The sequence below is a fragment of the Streptomyces purpurogeneiscleroticus genome, from assembly GCF_020024005.1.
Taxonomy (GTDB): Bacteria; Actinomycetota; Actinomycetes; order Streptomycetales; family Streptomycetaceae; genus Streptomyces; species Streptomyces purpurogeneiscleroticus.
In genome coordinates this window covers 1-20,296 of record NZ_NHSG01000115.1, presented here as the reverse complement: position 1 = coordinate 20,296, position 20,296 = coordinate 1, and the positions used below count along the sequence as shown (strand labels likewise).

Annotated in this window: 18 protein-coding genes; 10 read left to right on the top strand and 8 right to left on the bottom strand. The window is 67.6% G+C overall.

From position 1 onward, the window contains the following. Positions 1–62 precede the first annotated feature (62 nt). The 3 genes from ychF (at position 63) to CCS38_RS05715 (ending at position 3,360) form a co-directional block, all read left to right on the top strand. Positions 63–1,151: a redox-regulated ATPase YchF gene (gene ychF, locus CCS38_RS05725; protein ID WP_223732095.1), complete on the top strand. Its 1,089-nt coding sequence runs from the start codon at positions 63–65 to the stop codon at positions 1,149–1,151. 235 nt (positions 1,152–1,386) lie between these two features. After that, complete coding sequence (locus CCS38_RS05720) at positions 1,387–2,832, top strand: MFS transporter (protein WP_223732094.1); 1,446 nt, start codon at positions 1,387–1,389, stop codon at positions 2,830–2,832. A 183-nt stretch (positions 2,833–3,015) separates the two neighbouring features. Further along, on the top strand, positions 3,016–3,360 hold the full coding sequence (locus CCS38_RS05715; protein WP_223732093.1) for a hypothetical protein: 345 nt from the start codon (positions 3,016–3,018) through the stop codon (positions 3,358–3,360). A 94-nt stretch (positions 3,361–3,454) separates the two neighbouring features. Here the strand turns inward: CCS38_RS05715 and CCS38_RS05710 are convergent, their stop codons facing one another. Genes CCS38_RS05710 through CCS38_RS05680 form a run of 7 tightly spaced genes read right to left on the bottom strand, consistent with a single transcriptional unit; the run spans position 3,455 to position 10,597 of the window. Further along, entirely contained in the window at positions 3,455–4,516 is a 1,062-nt protein-coding gene (locus CCS38_RS05710) for an isocitrate/isopropylmalate dehydrogenase family protein (RefSeq protein WP_223732092.1), read from the bottom strand. A gap of 4 nt (positions 4,517–4,520) precedes the next feature. Next, a complete protein-coding gene (locus CCS38_RS05705; RefSeq protein WP_223732091.1) occupies positions 4,521–5,792 on the bottom strand; it encodes a 3-isopropylmalate dehydratase large subunit in 1,272 nt (423 codons plus the stop codon). After that, positions 5,789–6,301 (bottom strand): LeuD/DmdB family oxidoreductase small subunit, encoded by a 513-nt coding sequence (locus CCS38_RS05700; protein ID WP_223732090.1) that lies wholly within the window; start codon positions 6,299–6,301, stop codon positions 5,789–5,791. Before CCS38_RS05700 ends, CCS38_RS05705 begins: the two co-directional genes overlap by 4 nt. A gap of 16 nt (positions 6,302–6,317) precedes the next feature. Continuing rightward, a complete protein-coding gene (locus CCS38_RS05695; RefSeq protein ID WP_223732089.1) occupies positions 6,318–7,661 on the bottom strand; it encodes an MFS transporter in 1,344 nt (447 codons plus the stop codon). Then, on the bottom strand, positions 7,661–8,596 hold the full coding sequence (locus CCS38_RS05690) for a hypothetical protein (protein ID WP_223732088.1): 936 nt from the start codon (positions 8,594–8,596) through the stop codon (positions 7,661–7,663). Before CCS38_RS05690 ends, CCS38_RS05695 begins: the two co-directional genes overlap by 1 nt. Before the next feature lie 16 nt (positions 8,597–8,612). Then, complete coding sequence (locus CCS38_RS05685; RefSeq protein ID WP_223732087.1) at positions 8,613–9,401, bottom strand: YqcI/YcgG family protein; 789 nt, start codon at positions 9,399–9,401, stop codon at positions 8,613–8,615. After that, on the bottom strand, positions 9,368–10,597 hold the full coding sequence (locus CCS38_RS05680; protein ID WP_223732086.1) for a LeuA family protein: 1,230 nt from the start codon (positions 10,595–10,597) through the stop codon (positions 9,368–9,370). Before CCS38_RS05680 ends, CCS38_RS05685 begins: the two co-directional genes overlap by 34 nt. A gap of 967 nt (positions 10,598–11,564) precedes the next feature. On the opposite strand from CCS38_RS05680, the gene CCS38_RS05675 reads away from it, so the two are divergent. From CCS38_RS05675 to CCS38_RS05645, 7 genes are all read left to right on the top strand, one after another. Further along, on the top strand, positions 11,565–12,665 hold the full coding sequence (locus CCS38_RS05675) for an amidinotransferase (protein ID WP_223732085.1): 1,101 nt from the start codon (positions 11,565–11,567) through the stop codon (positions 12,663–12,665). A gap of 27 nt (positions 12,666–12,692) precedes the next feature. Further along, the gene (locus CCS38_RS05670) at positions 12,693–13,835 is read left to right on the top strand and encodes an aminotransferase-like domain-containing protein (protein WP_223732084.1); all 1,143 of its coding nucleotides are present in this window, start codon (positions 12,693–12,695) and stop codon (positions 13,833–13,835) included. Positions 13,836–13,846: 11 nt separating this feature from the next. Beyond that, positions 13,847–15,226 (top strand): hypothetical protein, encoded by a 1,380-nt coding sequence (locus CCS38_RS05665; protein ID WP_223732083.1) that lies wholly within the window; start codon positions 13,847–13,849, stop codon positions 15,224–15,226. 6 nt (positions 15,227–15,232) lie between these two features. Further along, positions 15,233–15,544 (top strand): chorismate mutase family protein, encoded by a 312-nt coding sequence (locus tag CCS38_RS05660; RefSeq protein WP_223732097.1) that lies wholly within the window; start codon positions 15,233–15,235, stop codon positions 15,542–15,544. Next, positions 15,541–17,697, top strand: coding sequence for an aminodeoxychorismate synthase component I (pabB, locus tag CCS38_RS05655; protein WP_223732082.1), 2,157 nt, complete (start codon positions 15,541–15,543; stop codon positions 17,695–17,697). The genes CCS38_RS05660 and pabB overlap by 4 nt, the downstream gene beginning before the upstream one ends. 79 nt (positions 17,698–17,776) lie before the next feature. Beyond that, complete coding sequence (locus CCS38_RS05650) at positions 17,777–18,637, top strand: prephenate dehydrogenase/arogenate dehydrogenase family protein (RefSeq protein ID WP_223732081.1); 861 nt, start codon at positions 17,777–17,779, stop codon at positions 18,635–18,637. Between the two features lie 116 nt (positions 18,638–18,753). Next, positions 18,754–20,181, top strand: coding sequence for an amino acid permease (locus tag CCS38_RS05645; protein ID WP_223732080.1), 1,428 nt, complete (start codon positions 18,754–18,756; stop codon positions 20,179–20,181). A 16-nt stretch (positions 20,182–20,197) separates the two neighbouring features. On the opposite strand, the gene CCS38_RS05640 is transcribed toward CCS38_RS05645, so the two are convergent. After that, a partial coding sequence (locus tag CCS38_RS05640; RefSeq protein ID WP_223732096.1) for a DUF6177 family protein occupies positions 20,198–20,296 on the bottom strand: 99 nt, incomplete at its 5' end.

The following is a 20,296-nucleotide window of genomic DNA, read 5'->3' as shown; positions in this document are numbered from 1 at the left end:
GCCGGTGCCCACCGGGCCGCTGCCACCCCACCCCACCTCCCGTCGGAAGTCGAGTCGCCAACGTGTCGCTCACGATCGGAATCGTCGGTCTGCCGAATGTCGGCAAGTCGACCATGTTCAACGCCCTGACCAAGAACGACGTACTGGCGGCCAACTACCCGTTCGCCACCATCGAGCCCAACGTCGGCGTCGTGGGCGTCCCCGACCCCCGCCTGCAGAAGCTCGCCGAAATTTTCTCTTCGGAGAAGATCCTCCCGGCCACCGTCGACTTCGTCGACATCGCCGGCATCGTGCGCGGCGCCTCCGAGGGTGAGGGCCTGGGCAACAAGTTCCTCGCGAACATCCGTGAGTCCGACGCGATCTGCCAGGTCATCCGCGCCTTTAAGGACGAGAACGTCGTCCACGTCGACGGCAAGGTCTCGCCCAAGGACGACATCGAGACGATCAACACCGAGCTGATCCTCGCCGACCTCCAGACCATCGAGAAGGTCCTTCCGCGCCTCCAGAAGGAGTCGCGCATCAAGAAGGACATCCAGCCCAAGGTCAAGGCCGTCGAGGAGGCCAAGGCCATCCTGGAGGAGGGCCGCACCCTCTTCTCCGCCGGCATCGTCCAGGGCTCGGGCAACGAGGAGCTCCTCCACGACCTCCACCTCCTCACCACCAAGCCCTTCCTCTACGTCTTCAACGTCGACGAGGACGAGCTGACCGACGAGGACTTCAAGAACGAGCAGCGCGCGCTCGTCGCCCCCGCCGAGGCGATCTTCCTCAACGCCAAGCTGGAGGCGGACCTCGCCGAGCTGGACGAGGACGAGGCCCTGGAGCTCCTCCAGTCCGTGGGCCAGGAGGAGCCGGGCCTGGCCACCCTCGCCCACGTCGGCTTCCGCACCCTCGGCCTGCAGACCTACCTCACGGCCGGCCCCAAGGAATCCCGCGCCTGGACGATCAAGAAGAACGCCACGGCCCCCGAGGCCGCCGGCGTCATCCACACCGACTTCCAGAAGGGCTTCATCAAGGCCGAGGTCATCTCCTTCGACGACCTCATCGAGTGCGGCTCGGTCGCCGAAGCCCGCTCCGCCGGCAAGGCCCGCATGGAAGGCAAGGACTACGTCATGCAGGACGGGGACGTGGTGGAGTTCCGCTTCAACGTCTAGCGGACGGCATGTGACACCACTTCACTGATCTGGCACATCTGACATACCTGACACATGTGCAGGTCAAAGGGGCTCGGCTCTTCGGGGTCGGGCCCCTGGTTTTTTGGTCGCCCGGCATGTGGGTCCGAAAGGCTGCGGACACGGACAAAAACGTGTGGCCCGGTTGCTGGCTGCTCGGTACGGTCGCGGCCATGGTGATCGTGACCGGGCGATTTGACGGGTGAGGGGAGACTTCGTGTCCACCGTCTCCGTGGGCCGCGAGAGCGGGCGGGGCTGGGCTCTGCTGCTTGTGCTGTGCGGCACGATCTTTCTTGAGGGCAGTGACGTTGCCATGCTGGCCGTTGCCGTTCCCACCATCCGCGCCGACCTCGGGCTGAGCACCGGCACCGCGGCCTGGGTGATGAGTGGGTACGTGCTCGGCTACGCCGGTTTCACCCTGCTCGGCGGTCGCGCCGCCGATCTGCTGGGCAGGCGGCGGATGTTCCTCACCTGGCTGGGCGTCTTCCTGGTCTTCTCCATGCTGGGCGGCTTTGCGACCGACGGCTGGATGCTGGTCGTGGCCCGGTTCGTGACCGGCGTGGCGGCGGCCTTCATGACCCCCGCCGCCATGTCGATCATCACGACCTCGTATCCGGAGGGGCCACAGCGCGACAAAGCCCTGCTGGTTTTCGCCGGCGTCGGCGCCGGCGGCTTCTCGCTGGGCCTCGTCCTCGGCGGGCTGCTGACCGAACTCGGCTGGCGCTGGGTGTTCTTCGCCCCGGTGTTCCTGGCCGGCGCCCTCCTGCTCGCGGCGCTCAGGCTGGTGCCGGCCGAGGCCCGCGCCGAGCCCGCACGGCGCGGCTACGACCTGGCCGGCGCGGTCAGTGCCGCCGCCGCGATGCTGGTGTTCGCCTACGGCATCATCCGGCTCGAACACGGCGGCGAAGGGCTCGGCCTTACCCTCGGCGCGCTCGCCGCCGGGCCGGCGCTGGTGGCGGTGTTCCTCCTGATCGAACGGCGCGCCAAAGCGCCGCTCGTCCGGCTGGGGATCTTCCGCCGGGCCACGATGGTGCGGGCCGACCTCGCCGCGCTGCTCTTTCTGGGCGCGTTCTTCGGCTTCCAGTTCATCATCACGCTCTACCTCCAGGAGCTCCGCGGCTGGTCGCCCCTGCTGACCGCGATCGCCCTGATCGCCATGGGCTGCGACGCCGTGCTGGCGCCCACCGTCACCCCGCGACTGGTGAGCCGCTACGGCAACAGCCGGGTGATCTTCGGTGGTTTCCTGCTGGCGATCGTGGCCTACGGGCTCTTCCTGCCGGTCGGGACGGACTGGTCGTACGCGGCGATGTTCCCGAGCCTGATCATCTCGGGCATCGCCTTCGCCCTCGCCTACGGTCCGCTCACCATCGCGGCGACCGACAGCGTGGCCGAGGAGGAGCAGGGCCTGGCCGGCGGGCTGCTGTACACGTGCACCCAGTTCGGCTCGGCGATCGGGATCTCCGCGGTGACCGCGGTGTACGGGATCGCCGCGGCCGGCGCCGAGGGCTCCCCGGACGCGGTACTGGGCGCCTACCGCACCGCGCTCGTCGTCCCGGTGGCCATGGTGCTGCTGGGCGCGGCGGTCTCCGCCTTCGGCCTGCGCGGCGCGCGGCCCGCCGGTCCACAAGCCACCACCGTCAGGGCCGATTTGTCGGCCCGCTGACCGAGCTGTATTTCACCCGCTTATCCCGTTCCTCACAAGGGGTTTCGGGAATTTCGAGGCAACTCTACTATCGATGCCGGTAGGTTTTATTGATGGCTGAGGGGTCCTTTCGTAATGCTGGTTTCTTGCGTGCGAGATTCGTGCAGTGGGAGTGGTCGCCACAGTGATCAGAATTTGGCGGCGATGCTGGATTTCCAGGTCTGGTTCAATTCCCTCAGGTCCCGGTCCGAACCGCCACGCTGCTCGCAATTCATCGGGGACGACGTCGAGCTGTGCTGGCTCAACTCGGATCTCGGAGTGGAGCGTGGCGCCGAGCGCGTCCGGGAGCTGCTGGTGAATGCGACGCCGGAACATCATCTCTCCCTGCACGCGGTGGAAAGGCATGAGGGGCGCTTATTGGGTATGTTCCAGCCGGCTACCTTCGGAGGGGAAACGGAACTCCACGTCGTGGCGGACGGCGGTCGTGTGATCCGGATTGTCGTCGCCATTTCTCCCGAGCGGGGCTGGGTCACCCGATTGGGCCGCTGACAATCATCCGCTCGATGTTTTTCCGCTGTGCGCCGCACGCCTACCGGCCGGGACGGACGTCCCGGCCGGTGCGCAATGCCTCGTACTACGGGCGTCAGCCGCCCGCGGCCAGCTCGCGCATGTGGTCGGTGACCGCCTTGCCCAGCTCGGCTGTCGTGACGGGCGCCGCCGACAAGCTGATGTCCGCGGTCGCGCGGGTGCGGATCGTGGCGAGGACGGCGGATTCGATGAGATCCCTGGCCTCGACCCTGTCGAACGCGTGCTCGCACATCATCGCCACCGACAGGATCGAGCCGATGGGGTTGGCGATGTTCTTCCCCGCGATCGTCGGCGCCGTGCCGCTGACCGGCTCGTAGAGACCGAACCCCCGCTCGTTCAGGCTCGCCGACGGCAGCAGGCCCAGTGAGCCGACGAGCCCGCCGGCGAGATCGCTCAGGATGTCCCCGAACAGATTCGGCGCCAGGATCACGTCGAAGTCCGCCGGACGCAGGCAGAGCTGGGCCGCCATGTTGTCCACGTAGAAGTCCTCGAAGGTGACGTCACGGTACTGCTCGCGAAGCGGCGTCAGAGCCTTCCACCAAACGGAGAACACGGGACCGATCGCGTTGGACTTGTGCGCGAAGGTCAGCTTCTTGTGTCTGCGGCGGGCCGCTTCGAAGGCCACCACCGCGATGCGCCGGGCCTGGACCTCGTCGTAGTACATCTCCTGCGACGCCCACTCGCCGCTGCTTCCGTGGCCCTGCCGCTGTTTGCCGTAGTAGACGTCGGAGGTCAGCTCCCGCACGACCAGCATGTCGGTACCGTCGATGATCTCCGGTTTCAGCGGGGAGACGCCGCCGAGGTTCGGGTACGACCGCACCGGGCGAAGGTTGGCGTACAGGTCGTAGCGCTCCCTGAGCAGGCCGATCGGCTCGGACGGGACCGCCCCGAACAGAATCGCCGTGTTTCCCTCGGCCTGCCCTTCGTCGCAGGCCCGCAACGCCTCCTCGGAGATGTAGGACCCGCTGCTCTGGAAGGCGCCCTCGCCCACGTCGAATTGCTGCAGTTCCACGTCGAATCCGCAGATGTCGGCCGCGGCGGTCAGGACGCGCACGCCCTCGCGCGTCACCTCCGGTCCGATGCCGTCGCCCGGCATCACGATCACCTTCATGGGCATGCCGTCATTTCCCGTCGGTGATGTAACCGTGCAGCGCGGTGTGCCCGGCCGTCACGGAAGACGCCAGGTAGACGGAGGCGTTGGGCGAGCCCATCCGGCCCCGGAAGTTCCGGTTGATCGTCGCCAGGCAGACGTCGCCGTCCCCCAGCACGGCGCCGTGCGCGCCGAAGCACGCCTTGCAGCCCGGCGATTCCACATTGACGCCCGCCAGCACCAGGTCCTGTGTGATGCCCTGCACCGCCATCGCCCGGTAGATCGCCATCGTCGCGGGCACCACGACGACCTGGATCCCCTTGGCGACCTGCTTTCCCCGTACCACGTCGGCGAATATCTGGATGTCCTCGAGTTTGCCGCCCGCGCAGCCGCCGACATATACCTGATTCACCTTGATGCCCTTGCCGACAACCTCTCGCAAGGGCACCCCGTTGTCCGGCTTGTGCGGCAGAGCGATCATCGGCTCGATGTCCTCCGCCCGGTATGCCACGACCCTTTCGTAGACGAAGTCCGGGTCCGGCTCCACCGGCTCGTACGGTCGTTTCGCGACCTCGGATATGTACTTCTCCACTTCCGGGGTCATGCTCATGATGCCGTTCATGGCGCCGCCCTCGACCACCATGTTGCACAGGGAGGTCCGCTGGTCCAGCGTGAGGCCGGCGATGGTCGTCCCCGCCCACTCGATCGCTTTCCCGGACGCGCCGCCCATTTTGATGTCGCTCAGCAGCCGCAGCATGATGTCCATCGCCTGTACGCCCGGCCGCAGCTGGCCGTCGATGCTCACCTGCATCACGTCGGGCACGGAGAACCAGAGCCGGCCGGTTCTGAGCACGGCGGCCATGTCCACGATGCCGACGCCGGTGGCGAGCGCGTTGAAGGCGCCGCCGGTGACGGTGTGCGAATCGTTGCCGACCAGGAGCTCACCGGGCAGGGTGAGTCCCTGCTCTATCAGGACGGTGTGCGAGACGCCGTAGTTCGGGCCGTACGGGAAGTAATGCTCGATTTTCTGGTCCGCGGCGAAGCCGTCCATGATCTTTACCAGATTGCGCGACGCCGGATCCTTCGCAGGCACCAGGTGGTCCTGGAACAAGGCGATACGAGACGGGTCCCAGACCTTCGCGTCCTCGCCGAACCCGTCGTAGAAGGTCTCCGTCAGCACGGCTATCCCCGGGTCATGGGAGAAGCACATGTTGATGCGGGCCTCGATGAACTCACCGGACTCGACGTATTTCTTTCCTGCCTGCCGCGCGAAGATCTTGTGCGTCATGCTCTGCGGGGTCATCGCTGATCTCCTTGCTGAAGCGCGTACGGAATCAGTCCTCCGGCGTTCATGATGGAAAGAAGCGGGCCGAAGTCCTTGAACGTGTAGGTCTTGCCGGCCACCGTGCAGCGACGTGCATCGAGATCGACCTCGACGGCCTCGTCGTGGACCGACTCGTCGAAGTCATGGTCGATGCGTATCGGCAGCAGAATGCCCATGTTGATGCAGTTGCGGAAGAAGATGTTCCCGAAGGACTTCGCGATGACGACCTGCACGCCCGCGAGGTTCAGGGCCTGCGGCGCCGTCTCACGGCTGGAACCGCAGCCGAATTCCCGGCCCGCGACGATCACTTGGTAGTCCGAGCGGCCCGTCTTCTCGTTGACGAACGGGACGACGCCCTGGTAATCGATCAGCGCGATGCGGGCGAGCTGCTCGTCACTTTCGATCGGCTCGAACCTGCCGGGTGCCATGAGGTCCGTATTGACGTAGTCCCCGCAGTGAAATGCCTTGCCTGTCAGTAGGTTGCGCACTGGCGCTCCTTGCCCTTCATTGGTGGGATGGCTTTGGCTTCTCCTGCACGTGCTCCGTGGTGGGGGACGGGCGCGGCCCCTCCCGCACCAGCGGGGCGGCCAGTACGACGGCCGGGAGAGCGAAGACGGCGAAGATTGCCGCGGCCGCCCAGGGCACGCCGATCGCAGGGGTCAGGAGCCCGCCCAGCGACCGGCCGCCCAGTTGGAACGCGTCGCCGACGGAGAGAACCGTCGCGTAGTACCGGCCCGTGTATTCCGCGGGCAGGAGGTGTTGCACCTGGGTGAAGAAGATGACGGTGGCGGACGATTCGAGGGCGCCGGCGATGAGCATCAGCAGCACCGCGACGATGGCGCTGTCGGTCCAGGGGAGCACCAGCCAGGCCACCCCTTCGAGGACGCTGGCCAGCACGTACACGACTCCGCTGGGGTACCTGCTCAGCATCGGGGCCAGCGTGGCGCCGACGATGCCGCCCACCCCGAGCGCCCCGAACATGTAGCCGAGCATGCCGGGCATATCGCTGAAGTCCTTCAGCGAATGGGCGGCCAGCAGGATGGTGCCGGCCCCGAACGCCAGGTAGTACGTCAGTACCGTGATGGTCAGCGCACCGAGCCGTGGGCTGCTCCGCAGGAACCCGGCCACGCTGCGGACGTCGCCGACCAGTTCCCCGGCCCAGTTCGCGGGCCGCAGAGCCGCCGCGATGCCCGCCGCGCGGTTCTTCGGGGCGCGCTCGACCGGCACGTGGCTGGAGATCCGGGCGAAGAACAGCGTGGCGATCAGCGCCATGGCGCCCTCGAGCACGAAGACCCAGGAGAGCCCGACGAGGGCGATGGCGGGACCGGCGACGGCGGGGCCGATGAAGCGGGCCATCCGCTGCGCGGTCACGACCAGGCCGTTTCCGCTCATCTCGGAGCCGGCGTCCATCACCTGCGGGCGCAGCGCCAGCGCCGCGGGCACGACGAACATGTAGCCGATGCCCACGAGCACGGCCAGTATCTGGACCTGCCACAGTGCCGTGGTGAGCGGGAAGAGAGCGACCATCGCTCCGCTGAACACCGCGCTGACGACGAGGACGTTGCGGGGGTTGCTGCGGTCGACGATGTTCCCCGCGGCGATGCCGAGAAGAATGTTCGGTACGGCCATCAACCCGGTCGTCAGCCCGACATCGAGGCCGAGCCCGTGGCGCTCGATGACGAAGAGGGGGACGGCGACCCAAGTGGCCCACTGTCCGACCTCCATCAGGAGCACCGATACGACGAGCCGGCGCAGGCCCGCGTTCCGGCGCAGCAGACCGAACAGGGCCAGGGCTCCGGCAGGCTTCCCGGCCGCGCCGGGGCTCTTCTTCACGTTCCGAGTGGCCATCACCGGACCTGCCGTACCTGTGCCCAGCGCCGGAAGGGCCGCGCCGCGGCGCCCCCGTCCCCGCTCGGTGCGAAGCAGACCAGGCGCAGCCGGCGGGCGGCTGCGGCCAGGTCGCCGGCGGCCGGCGGGGCGTCCCCGGCACCGGGCAGCTGCTCGAAGCACAGCACCGGCTGCCGCAGCCCCCGCACGCTGAGCATCTTGTCCGCGACGAGCCCGCAGTCCGGGTCGCCCAGCATGCCGGCCGGCACCGGAACGCCCCCGAGGCGCAGCTTGTAGAGACAGAGCCCGGGGCTGAGAACGCCGCCGTAGAAGTTCATCTCGATGCCCATCGACAGCGTCCGCAGCCCGTAGGCCGGGGCGAGACCGGCGGCCACCGCGTACATCCCGGCCGTCGTCCCCGGCGCGGGGGCGGGCTCGCGCACCGCGAAGAACCGGACGTGCAGGAGGCTGTAGCCGTGGTCGCGCCGGGCGATCATCCCGCACACCAGGGCGCCCCCGTCGTCCCGCCATGTCGCGATGAGGTGGTCGCCTCCGAGCACCGTCTCCCGCAGCTGCCCGGCGAAGTCCAGGCCACGGGGGAGCCTGCCCATGTGCTCGCGGTACAGAGGGAGGAATTCCTCGAACGACTTCTCCGTCACCGGGTCTTCCAAGGACATCTTGTAAGTCGCGAGGGCGTCCATGGCGAGCCTTGTGCGGTTGGGCCGGACCTGCCCTGCCAGGAAGCTGTCGGTTCCCTCCGGCACCTCGCGGGTGAACATGATCCAGTCCGGTCTGATGACGAATCCCGCGTCGCGCAGCTCGTCATGATCGGGGTCCCGCCATCCGGCACGTAATACCTGCGCTCCCGCCGCCCGGGCCTGGCGTTCGGCCTCCGCGAGCAACCTCGGGTCGTCGCAGACGCTGAATTCGGCTCCCTCGAGGTCGGTCAGTTCCATGGTGCGTTCTCCCGCATCAAATCCCCTTGTAGGGGCAGGCATCGACTGGGAACTCCGTCAGGTCGTCCGGCAGGAAGTATTGCCGCCATTTGTGGTCGACCTGCCGTTCTGCAGAGCCCAGATGGGGATGCGGGGGCAGCTCTTCGTACGAGGCCAGCCTGTTACGGACGGTCTTCTTCGCCTGCCGGCCCGGCATGGTGTTGCCAGCCAGCCCCTCGAAGATCCGCCTGGTCTGGAAAATCAAGGTCGGGCAGTGGCCGATGGCCCTGCTGCGCCGCACGGTGTATGCCGGGCTGCACATGAAGGTGAACCACGGCTCTCCGGCGAAGCACCAGTCCCATTTCGGGTCCGCCGGATCGCGCGGCGAGCCTTCCGGCCAGGGGGACCGGTCATGGCTCCGCAGGTCGGCCAGCAGCCGCCAGAACATTTCCCGGTCGTGGTCGAGGTCCGGGACCTCGGCCGGCGGTCCCACGAACACCACGAGTGACTGGCGTCGTGGCCCGGTCCACGCCCGGTCCCGGAAGGCGCGCAGGGTCTCTGCGAGCCTTTCGACCCCATGGGTGTGCGGCAGCCGCGCGTCCAGCGCGGTGAAGCTGTTGTGGCCGTTGGCCTGCGCGCCGACTCCGAAGGTGCACGGAAACTTCGCGGACTCGTCCAGCAACGTCGAGGCGAACGCCTGAAAGGCGGGCTCGACCCAATTCCACGGCGGATCGCTCGATTCCGCCTGCGTTATCCGTTCCGCGGTCCACAGTTCTGCCGAGGGCACCTGATTCAGGATCCCTTCACGACGCGCTGCTTGTACCACGCGGTGATCTCGTCCTCGTACATGAGGCGCTGCTGCTTCTTGGCGAACGCGAGGAGTTCCGCGGCCGTGCCCTCGGAGGCGTCCATGGCCCCCTTCTCGAGCACGTACTTGGCATTGGCCATGCCGCTCGTCGGGCCGACGCCGATGTCCTGCACCGCACCGAGCTCGCTCGCCGGAATGCTGCTGAAGACGTAGTCCTCGAAATCCGTGCCCAGCTCGGCGGCCTTCAGGACCGCGGCCGCATGGGTGCCGGTGCAGGTGGCGAAAGCCTGCTGGCCCACGAGCGGCATGTTCACCGGGATCGGGAAATCCGTCGCCGCGGAAAGCTTCTTGAGGTACGGGATCAGGCCCTTGACCTCGAAGTTCCCGATGCCGTTCTGATGCAGGTACATGATGACCTGCTCCAGGGCGGTGTTCCCGCTCCGCTCACCGATCCCCAGGAACGCCCCGCCGACGATGTCGGCCCCGGCCTCGACGGCGGCGAGCGAGTTCGCCAGCCCCAGTCCCCGGTCGTTGTGTCCGTGCCACAGTATTTTCAGGTCCGAGCCGCGGTCTCTGATGATCTTCTTGACGAAACCCACCAGCCGGTGGACCCCCGCCGGCGTGCTCTCGCCCACCGTGTCGCACACCGCGATGCTGTAGGCGGAATGCTGGACGGCCAGCTCGACCATCGTCCTGAGCTCGTCGGGCGGGGTCCGGCTCGCGTCCTCGACGCTGAAGGAGAAGGGCAGGCCGACCTTTTCGAGGTACTCCATCGTGCCGGTGATGCGATCGAGGATCTGCGCCATGTCCCATTCCTCGACATGGCGCCGTATCGGGCTGGTGCCGATGAAGAAGGCGGCGCCGACGTCCGCGCCGAAGTGGTCGCGCAGCCGGAGCATCGGCTCCAGATCCTCGCGCATCGCCCGGCCGAGGAACCAGGGCATGAGGGGCAGGCCGTCGTCCGAGATGACGGACAGCAGCCGCTGACTGTCGGAGAACTCCGCCGGCGAGCTGGCGGGGAATCCCAGGACCGCGTGGCGCGACCCTATGCCGGCCGACAACCGGACCAGCTCGGCCTTCTCCTCGACCGTGGGCTTGCGGATGAAACTCGCCTGCAGGCCATCCCTCAGGGTGTCGTCCTCGATCTCGACCGACATCCGGTCACCGGGAAGCCGATCGTTCCAGGTGAACAGGATCTCTCCGATGTTCGACATACTCACTCCCGCGTTTGTGGACAACGGCATCGTGTGCGCGACGCCTTTACCTCACCGGACGGTCGGTCAGGGGTGCCGGCTACCGGGCAGCCTGAATTCAGGCATGCGCCTTTCCCCCTCCGGCATGCCGGCGTCGAGCAGCCGGTTCACGGCAGGGGAGTAATGAAGGAACGGCGGCTTGTATCAGGTGGGAAGGGCGCGCGAGGCGGAATTTTCCCGCAGGGAGGAGACGTCCCCGGTGAAGGCCGCGATCGGCTGCTTACCTAATGATCCAATCCCCATGACGGGAAGTCCCTCCGTAGATCATGGTGAAACAGACTTACCTATGGTTCATACCAGTTGACCACCTGTCAACGGCTCGGCACGCAAGGAATGCAGCAGTGCTGGTGGCCACGGTCGGACGCTGAGTCAGGGCGTCGTCCGGGCGCGTGAGAGCCTCGCCGAGCGGTGTGTCGAGGAGCTATGGAAGCGGATGGATACGGCTGTTGTCGAGACCCCTCGGCCACCGCAGCAACACCCGTCTCCTAAGCGGAACTTGGCGCCCCGCGACCCCCTGCGCGACGGTGGCTCCCTTCTGACCAGCAATGGTTCATTACCGATCACGAACTTTAGATAAATCGTTGACAGGCTTTCGGCCGCCATGAAGTATGGGCGCGATCCTTTCACCTTGATCTTCGGAGGGAAGTCCCGTCGTGGGATAAAGATCATCAGGTGTCAAAGCGGGGGATTCACCGTGCACGCGGAACTCGACCTGGGCTGTCCCTGACCGGCTGCAGCACCGCACCGTCACCGGTACGGAGCGCGCCTCGTTCAGCCCTCCGCCCGACCGGTTTTCTGCTGGGCCGATCCGCGGGCATCGCCGCCTTGCGCCGCCTGCCGGGGACCGATCTTCACCGTTCTTTATGGGTGCACTCAGCACGCCGACTCGAAGCGACTGCACAAGTCACTCCGGAAGGAAGACGCGGACATGAGCACTGGGGCTGGAGAGAGAGCTGATCAGGCCGTCCGAATACACAACGAGTGGGACCCCTTGGAGGAGATCGTTGTCGGTCGGCTCGAAGGGCTACTGATTCCGGCCTGGGAGCCGGACATGCTCGGCTGCATGTATGAGGAGTACTTCGACTTCTACAAGTCCCGGGGCGGCGGAGAGTGGCCGGCCGAGGAAATCCGGGGCGCTCAGCGGGAGCTCGACGAGCTGATCTCCATCCTGGAAGGCGAAGGCATCACCGTACGGCGTCCCGACCTCCGGGACTACAGCGGGGAGCTGCGGACACCGCACTGGAGCGTGCCGAACGAACTCGGTGTGGCCAATCCGCGGGATTCCCTGCTGGTGATCGGCCAGGACATCATCGAGACGCCGATGGCGTGGCGGGGCCGGTACTTCGAGACGTTCGCGTTCCGGTCGCTGATCAAAGAGTATTACGAGCGCGGTGCGAACTGGATCTCCGCCCCCAAGCCGGAGCTGCGGGACGGCCTCTACAAGGAGTCGTTCACACCCGCCGGCCCGGGCGAGCCGCCCCGCTTCGTCCTCAACGAGCTGGAGCCGGTCTTCGACGCCGCGGACGCCATCAAGTGCGGGCGCGACATCTTCATGGGACTGAGCAGTACGTGCAACGAGGCGGGCATCGAGTGGCTGCGGCGGTATCTCGACGCCACGCATCCCGGCACCTACCAGGTGCACAAGCTGGTGTTCAACGACCCGCACGCCATGCACATCGACGCGACCTTCTACCCGCTGGCGCCGGGGAAGCTGCTGGTCCACCCGGAGCGGGTGACCGAGATACCGCGCATGTTCAAGGGATGGGACGTCCTGAAGACTCCCGAGCCCTGCGTCCCCGACTCGTACCCGCTGTACTTCTCGAGCAAGTGGATGAACGCCAACGTCCTCATGCTGGACGCGTCACGGGTGATCGTGGCGGCCGGTGAAGTCAACACGATCAAGGCATTCAAGGACTGGGGGCTCGAGGTGATCGAGTGCCCCTTCTGGAATTTCAACAACTTCGGTGGCTCGTTCCACTGCGCCACCCTGGACATTCGGCGCCAGGGCAGCCTGCAGAGCTACTTCTGACCGGCAGTACGGAAGAAGAGAGCAGGAATGGACCAGACATCTGTCTTCGACTTCGTGCTGCGCAAGAACGCGGACCTCGTCTCGTTCGCGTTGGGCCTGCCCAACCCGGACCTGTTTCCGGTGGACGAGCTGACCGCCGCGGTCGATGCCGTGTTCAAGGAACCGGGGGACGTCTACCAGTACGCCAACCCGCTGGAGGAGTTACGCGGGCACATCGTGCGGCTGATGGCCATGCGGGGCGTGACGTGCGCGCCGGAGCAGATCGTGCTCACCCACGGCGCCCAGCACGGGATCGACATGGCCGTGCGGCTGCTGTGCGGCCCCGGCCGGCCGCTCGTGCTGGAGGAGATCTCGTACACCGGCGCGCTGTCGGTCGTGTCGGCGACGGACACCCCCGTGCACACCGTCAGCACGACGGGCAGCCTGTCCGAGGCGGTGGGTGACCTGCTGCGGGCGGGAGTCCGGCCCGGCGGGATGTACGTCATGCCGGAGGGGCACAACCCGCTCGGCGTCAGCCTGCCCGAAGCGGAGCGCCGGGCGCTGGTCGCGCTCGCGCGGGAGCACGCGTTCACGATCGTCGAGGACGACGCCTACGGCTTCCTGCAGTACGACCAGGAACCGAGGCCGGCGTTGCGCTCGCTGGACGACCGGCGGGTGTTCTACATCGGTTCCTTCTCCAAGATCATCAGCCCGGGGCTGCGGGTCGGGTGGATCGTGGTGCCCGAAGAGCACGTCGACCGGGCCCTCGTGGTCAAGGAGGCGTCCACACTCGAGGTCGCCACCCCGGGCCAGTACATCGTGGCCCGGCTGCTGGACCGGTGGGACCTGGCCGGGCACCTCGGCGTCCTGCGCCGCGAGTACGCGCTGCGGCGCGACACCATGCGGCGCAGCCTCGAGGCGGTCCTGCCCGCCGGTACGCCCTTCTCGTGCCCCGATTCCGGCATGTTCTTCTGGGTCGAGCTGCCGGAGGGAGTGGACACCGGGGAACTGCTCGAAGCCGCGGTGGCCGAGTACGGGGTGTCCTTCGTACCCGGCGATCTCTACCTCTCCGGCCCGGTGCAGGCGAAGCGGAACTACCTGCGGCTGTCCTTCTCGTGTGTGTCCCCGGCCGAGATCGAGGCGGGAGCGGAACGCCTGGGGAGGCTGTTCCGGGACCGCGGGATCGCTTAGGGGGAACGGCGATGACCACCGACCTGAACATCTTCTCCGACACGCCACTGCCGGAGCTGTCGGACGCCGAGCTCGACGAGATCGTCGGCCGCTTCCCGCACGCCCGCCGGCTTCTGGAGGTGGCGGGCTCGGTCGACGACTACTACGCGGGACTGACCGTCGACGGGAGCACCTTCCGGGCCGGACGGGCGGAGGTCTTCCTCGCGGCCCTGCGCCGGCACATCGACGACCTGCTCCCGCCCGGCACGTCCGCGGGCGTCATCGACCAGCTCACGCGTTCGCCGCTGATGTCCGCTGCCGAGCACATGGCCAGCATCACCAATCCCGAGAGCCTGAACGTGGTCATCAACCAGGCCCTCTACCGGCGGCAGCGCGAACAGACGTACGTGCTGTCGCTGCCCATCACGGCGATCAGGCTGGACAACATTCTGCTGTCCCGGGACCTCTTCGCCGGCGACCGCAGGGTGCGCCTGCTGCCCTCCAAGTACCGCGACACGCTGGCCACGGACGCCCCGGCGGCCGACCCCGCGTTCGTCGAACGGAACCTGCGGGCAGCCGTGGCGGACGGGCCTCCGCACCTCCGGGCCCGGGCCGCCGAACTGCAGGACTGGTGGGAGCGGGCGTATCGCGACATCTCCTCGCTGGACGCGCTCTGGAAGCAACTGGTGGTGCTGAACCACTCCTATTGGAAGGAGCTCGTCCGCACGAACGACTGGGACCTGCCCGACGAGTACGTCACCGTCCCGATGTGCGTCCTGGTCCGCGACGTGATGATCGAGGAGCTGGAGGCGGGACGCGACGGCTGGTTCTACGACATGATCCTCGATCCCGCGACGCGCGACGCCGTGTACCGCACCTTCGACGGCGTCCGCTCCTGCTGGGACTCGAAGAGCAAGGGCGGGACCTTCCTCTTCTGGACCACGAACAAGCGGGGCGAGCCGCGGGCGATGACCTACGAGGCGGGCGCCCTGCGGTCGACCGGGGCGGCCGGCACGCTGCCCTTGAGCCGCGAGAGCCTGCTGGACGCGCTGCGGTCGGGGGCCCTGTACCCCGGCACGTTCCTGGTGATGGCTTACCTGGGTTTCTACCTCGGACTGCAGTTGTTCGGAGGCATTCTCTGCGCCCAGTTCTATCCCGAGATGTACCGGCGGATCACCACGGGAAATCCGCTGGGCCTGGACACCGCTGATCTCAAGACCATCGAAGCGGTGCGCACCGATCTGTACGTCAACTTCGAAAGGCGTGAGCTGGCCGACGGCGGCTTGCTCAAACTGTGGTATCCGCAGTCCGCCGACGTCTTTCGTGAGTATCGTGACCGGCCCTTCCGTCGCGAGATCATGGGCTGCCTGGGCTATCTGCTGGAAATGGTCAGAAAGGGCGAGGGGGATTAAGTGGAGATGGCCGATGTGGATTTCGCGAACGTCTCGCGGCTCGAAGACCTGCGCTCGATACTGGAAGAGATCGACAACAGTCTGCTCCGGGTGATCGAACGGCGTATCAGCTGCTGCGTGCGTATCGGGGAGTACAAGCGGGAGCACGACGTGCCGATGATGCAGACCCACCGGATCGAGGCCGCACATCGCAGGGCGCACGACTTCGCCCTGGCCACCGGCCTCAACCCCGACTTCCTGCACAAGTTGTACGACCTGCTGATCGAGGAGACCTGCCGGGTCGAGGACTTGGTGATCAATGAAGGCCGGGGGCAATGAGAACGCTGCTGATCGACAACTATGATTCGTTCACCTACAACCTCTATCAGATGCTGGCCGAAGTGAACGGGCAGCCCCCGGAGGTTGTACGGAACGATGCGGGCCGCCCGCTGTCGGATTATGCAGACTTCGACAACATCGTGATCTCGCCCGGCCCGGGCCGGCCGGAGAATCCACGCGACTTCGGAATGAGTGCGCAGGCGATTCGGGACAGCGGCGTCCCGGTCCTCGGAGTCTGCCTGGGGCACCAGGGGATATGCCAGTTGTTCGGCGCCGACATAGAGCTCGGCGAGGAGCCGATGCACGGCCGGGTGTCCCCCATTCATCACGTCGCGGACGGCCTTTTCAGCGGCATACCGTCGCCCTTCGACGCGGTGCGTTACCACTCGCTCGTCGCGACCCGCATCCCCGAAGCGGAATTGCGGCCCATCGCGTGGACGACCGACGGCGTCAACATGGGCGTGCAGCACCGCACGCTGCCGATCTGGGGAGTGCAGTTCCACCCGGAGTCGATCTGCTCGGAGCACGGTCTGCAGCTGCTCCGGAACTTCCGGCGGCTGACCGAGAACAGCGCGGGAACCCCGGCGCGGCCCGCACGCACGACGCTGCCCGGGCCGCCGGTGTCTCGGCACGCGCCCGCACGCCCGTCGCGCCTACGGGAGCGACCCCCGGCGCGGTTTTCCGTACGCACCAGGAAGGTCCCGCTGCTGCCGGACACGGAAGCCGCGTACACGAAGCTGTTCGCGACCGCCGAGCACAGCTTCCTGCTGGACAGCGGCGTGACGGCGACGGGGATATCGCGCTACTCGTTCATGGGCAACGGAGCCGGGCCGCACGCCGAGTTCGTCTCGTACCGCCTCACGGAGCGCGTGGTGACCGTCGACCGCGCCGGACGGCGTACCCGGCGGCAGGAGTCGGTCTTCGACTATCTCGACCGGGAGCTCCGGGAGCGGGCGGTGGAGCACCCGGTCCCGTTCGGATTCGCGCTGGGTTACGTCGGCTACATGGGATACGAGCTCAAGGCCGAATGCGGGGGCGTCGCGGCCCACTCCGCACCGGAGCCGGACGCGGCCCTTCTCTTCGCCGACCGCGCCCTCGTGCTCGATCACGTGGACCGGGTCAGCCACCTGCTCTGCCTGGCGGCACCGGGCGAGGAAGCGGCGGCGGACCAGTGGCTGGACGCCATGGCGCGCCGGGTCGAGGAGCTGGAGCGGGCGGCCCGGCCCGAAGAGGTCCGCACCCCCCGGCTGACCTCGACGGGTGACGACGCCGCCGCGCTTCCGGTGACGCTCCGGCACTCGCGGCGGGAGTACCTGGACCTCATCGACGCGTGCCACCGGGAGATCCGGGCGGGCGAGTCGTACGAGATCTGCCTGACGAACATGGCCACGGCGCCCCTCACGATCGACCCTGTTGCCACCTACTCGTCCCTGCGGCGGATCAGCCCGGTTCCGTACGGGGCGCTGCTCAGGTTCCCCGGCCTGTCGGTGCTCAGCGCGTCCCCCGAGCAGTTCCTCAAGGTCGACGCCGACCGTACGGTCCAGGCCAAGCCGATCAAGGGGACGCGGCCGCGCGGGGACACCCCCGAAGAGGACGAGCGGCTCCGCCGCGAGCTGGTCAAGCTGGAGAAGGAACGCGCCGAGAACCTGATGATCGTGGACCTGCTCCGCAACGACCTTGGGCGCGTGTGCGAGATCGGCAGCGTGCACGTCCCCCACCTGTTCGCGGTCGAGTCCTATGCGCCCGTCCACCAGCTCGTGTCCACGATCCGCGGCTCCCTCCGGTCCGGTTCCTCGACCATCGACGCGTTCCGCGCCGCGTTCCCCGGCGGGTCGATGACCGGTGCTCCCAAGATGCGGACCATGGAGATCATCGACCGGCTGGAGGGAGGGCCGCGGGGCATCTACTCGGGAGCGCTCGGATACTTCTCACTCAACGGCGCGGCCGACTTCAGCATCCCCATCCGCACGATCGTCGCGACCCCGCAGAACGTGAGCTTCGGCATCGGCGGTGCCATCACCGCGCTGTCGGACGCTGCCGAGGAGTTCGAAGAAACCCAGGTGAAGGCCAGGGCCATGCTCATGGCCATCGCGGCGAGCCGGCAACCGCCGGTCCCGACCCTCGCGGGGGATCACAGTGCCGGCCGACGGTGAGCGTCCGCCGGCCGGGGAGGCGGCCGCCGGTCGGCCGGCCCGTGCCGTGGTGGTCGGCGGCAGCGGAGCCGTCGGGCACATGTTCGTGGAGCGACTGGCGGCCTCCGGGGTCGCCGTGACCTCGCTCGACATCGCCCCGGCGGGCGGCGCCCCGATCGCCGGCGTGCGCCGGATCGTCGGCGATGTCACCTGCCCCGAGCCGCCGGTCATGGCAGAGGTGGCCGCGGCCGATCTCGTCGTCCTGGCCGTGCCGGAGAAGACCGTGCTGACCGCCGTGGGCCCGCTGACAGCGGCGATGCGCCCGGGCGCGGTGCTGGCCGACACCACATCGGTGAAGGGCGCCGTCGTCGAGCGCACGCTGAGCGCCTTGCGCGCGGCGTCGGACCGGGGCGGCGGGATCGAGGCGGTGAGCCTGAACCCGATGTACGCCCCGTCGCTGGGGCCGCGCGGCCGCCCGGTCGCCACGGTCCGCCTCAAGGACGGCCCCGGAGTACGGGCGCTGCTCGGCCTCATGGAGTCGTGGGGCGCGCGGATCGTGCCCGTCGGAGCGCGCGAGCACGACCGGCTCATGGCCGCGGCCCAGGTGGCGACGCACGCAGCCGTGCTCTCTTTCGGTCTCGCGCTGCGGGAACTGGGTGTCGGCGTCGCCGAACTGAGCGCGCTCGCGCCCCCGCCGCACACCGCGATGCTCGCGCTGCTGGCACGTATCACCTCCGCCGCGCCCGAGGTGTACTGGGACATCCAGACCGGCAGCCCGGACGCGGAGCAGGCGAGGGCGGCGTTGAAGAACGGCGTCGAAACGCTCGGCGCGCTCGCGAACGACGGCGACGAGGCCGGTTTCGCCGCGGTCCTCGCCGATCTGCACGCGTACTTGGGCGCGGACGCTTCCCGCCTCACCGACCTGTGCCGGGACATGTTCCAGCACGGCCGGCCGGCGTGACAGCGCCGGTCAACAGCCTCCTGCGCACCCAGTGATGACACGTCCCAGGCCCTGACCCCAGCAGCACTTCGGCGCCTGGACCAGCAGCCGAACCGATCCGCCCAGGAGGCGATGAGATGGCAAGCGCCGACCCCGAGGTGTACGAGAAGGAAGACCTCAAGCGGGGTCTCAAGAGCCGGCACATCCAGATGATCGCCATCGGCGGCACGATCGGTACCGGACTGTTCTACGGGTCCGGCTGGGCTGTCATGACCGCGGGCCCGTCGGTCATCCTGACCTACGTCGTCGCGGCCGTGGCGATCTATTTCGTCATGCGCGCGCTGGGCGAGATGTCGGTCGAGGAGCCCGTCTCCGGCGCCTACATCTCCTACTCGAACCGGTACATCCACCGCTTCGTCGGCTTCCTGAACGGGTGGAACGCGCTGGTCTTCCTCCTTGCCACCACCGCGGCGGAGCTCAACTCCCTGGGACGCTTCGCGCAGTACTGGTTCCCCGGCCTGCCGATCTGGGTGACCGGCGCTGTCGCCGTCAGCGTGATGTTCCTCGTCAACATCATCGGTGTGAAGCTCTACGGCGAAGCGGAGTTCTGGTTCGCGGTGATCAAGGTCGTGGCGATCGTGGCCATGATTCTCTTCGGCCTGGCCGTGATCTTCCTGGGAGTCGGCCACGGCGGCGAACCGGTCGGCTTCGGCAACCTGGTCGACCACGGCGGCTTCTTCCCCCACGGGCTGACCGGAGCGGTCCTGGCCATGGTGATGGTCGCCTTCTCCTGCGGCGGGGTGGAGACCCTCGGGATCACGGCCGGTGAGGCGAAGGACGTCGCCAAGACGATGCCGAAGGCGGTCAACGCCACCTTCTGGCGACTGATGATCTTCTACGTGGGTGCCGTCGCCGTTCTCGTCACCGTCTTCCCCTGGACCGAACTGGACGGTGAGGGCAGCCCCTTCGTGACGGTGTTCTCCGAGATCGGCATTCCCGCCGCGGCGGGCGTCATGAACCTGGTCGTGATCACCGCCGTGCTGTCGGCCGTGAACGCGAGTGTGTTCATCAACAGCCGCACCTTCTACAACCTGTCGCTGCAGGGCAACGCGCCGGCCTTCCTCGGCACCGTCAACCACCGGAACGTCCCGTCCCGGGCGGTCGCCCTCGTGTTCGCCACCGTGTTCGCGAGCGTCCTGCTCAACTTCCTGCTGCCCGACCAGGTCTTCGAGATATTCTCCTCGGTCACCGTCTACGGGCTGGTGTGCGCCTGGGCCTCGATCATGGTCAGCCACCTGAGATTCCGCCGGATCAAAATCAGGAACGGTCAGGAGGACCGGATCCGCTACAAGATGCCGTTCTACCCCTACGGCAACTACCTCGCCCTGCTGTTCGTGGCCGTGGTGCTGGCCTGCATCGCCGTCCTGCCGGAAACGCGCACTTCACTGCTCGTCTCGGGGGGCTGGGTGCTGGTGGTCTTCATCGCCTACAAGATCCACACGAGAAAGGGCGGCAAGCAGGCGAAACCTGCCCCGGCCGAACCCGAGAGTGCCCGCCTGGGGTGACCGCTGCCCGGCCCTCTCACGCCCCCTTCAAGTGCCGCATCAGCCGTTCGAAGTCCTGCCAGCCCGAGAGGTCGGACGGGTCGCCGGGGAGGGGGTAGTAGAGGGCCGGGCAGCG

Bases quoted from the DNA above. Each gene is read 5' to 3' on its own strand.
- CCS38_RS05690 (WP_223732088.1), bottom strand. From the start codon at position 8,596: ATGGAACTGACCGACCTCGAGGGAGCCGAATTCAGCGTCTGCGACGAC.
- CCS38_RS05705 (WP_223732091.1), bottom strand. From the start codon at position 5,792: ATGACCCCGCAGAGCATGACGCACAAGATCTTCGCGCGGCAGGCAGGA.
- CCS38_RS05680 (WP_223732086.1), bottom strand. From the start codon at position 10,597: ATGTCGAACATCGGAGAGATCCTGTTCACCTGGAACGATCGGCTTCCC.
- CCS38_RS05645 (WP_223732080.1), top strand. From the start codon at position 18,754: ATGGCAAGCGCCGACCCCGAGGTGTACGAGAAGGAAGACCTCAAGCGG.
- CCS38_RS05675 (WP_223732085.1), top strand. From the start codon at position 11,565: ATGAGCACTGGGGCTGGAGAGAGAGCTGATCAGGCCGTCCGAATACAC.
- CCS38_RS05670 (WP_223732084.1), top strand. From the start codon at position 12,693: ATGGACCAGACATCTGTCTTCGACTTCGTGCTGCGCAAGAACGCGGAC.
- pabB (WP_223732082.1), top strand. From the start codon at position 15,541: ATGAGAACGCTGCTGATCGACAACTATGATTCGTTCACCTACAACCTC.
- CCS38_RS05715 (WP_223732093.1), top strand. From the start codon at position 3,016: ATGCTGGATTTCCAGGTCTGGTTCAATTCCCTCAGGTCCCGGTCCGAA.
- CCS38_RS05665 (WP_223732083.1), top strand. From the start codon at position 13,847: ATGACCACCGACCTGAACATCTTCTCCGACACGCCACTGCCGGAGCTG.
- CCS38_RS05695 (WP_223732089.1), bottom strand. From the start codon at position 7,661: ATGGCCACTCGGAACGTGAAGAAGAGCCCCGGCGCGGCCGGGAAGCCT.
- CCS38_RS05710 (WP_223732092.1), bottom strand. From the start codon at position 4,516: ATGCCCATGAAGGTGATCGTGATGCCGGGCGACGGCATCGGACCGGAG.
- CCS38_RS05660 (WP_223732097.1), top strand. From the start codon at position 15,233: ATGGCCGATGTGGATTTCGCGAACGTCTCGCGGCTCGAAGACCTGCGC.
- CCS38_RS05650 (WP_223732081.1), top strand. From the start codon at position 17,777: ATGTTCGTGGAGCGACTGGCGGCCTCCGGGGTCGCCGTGACCTCGCTC.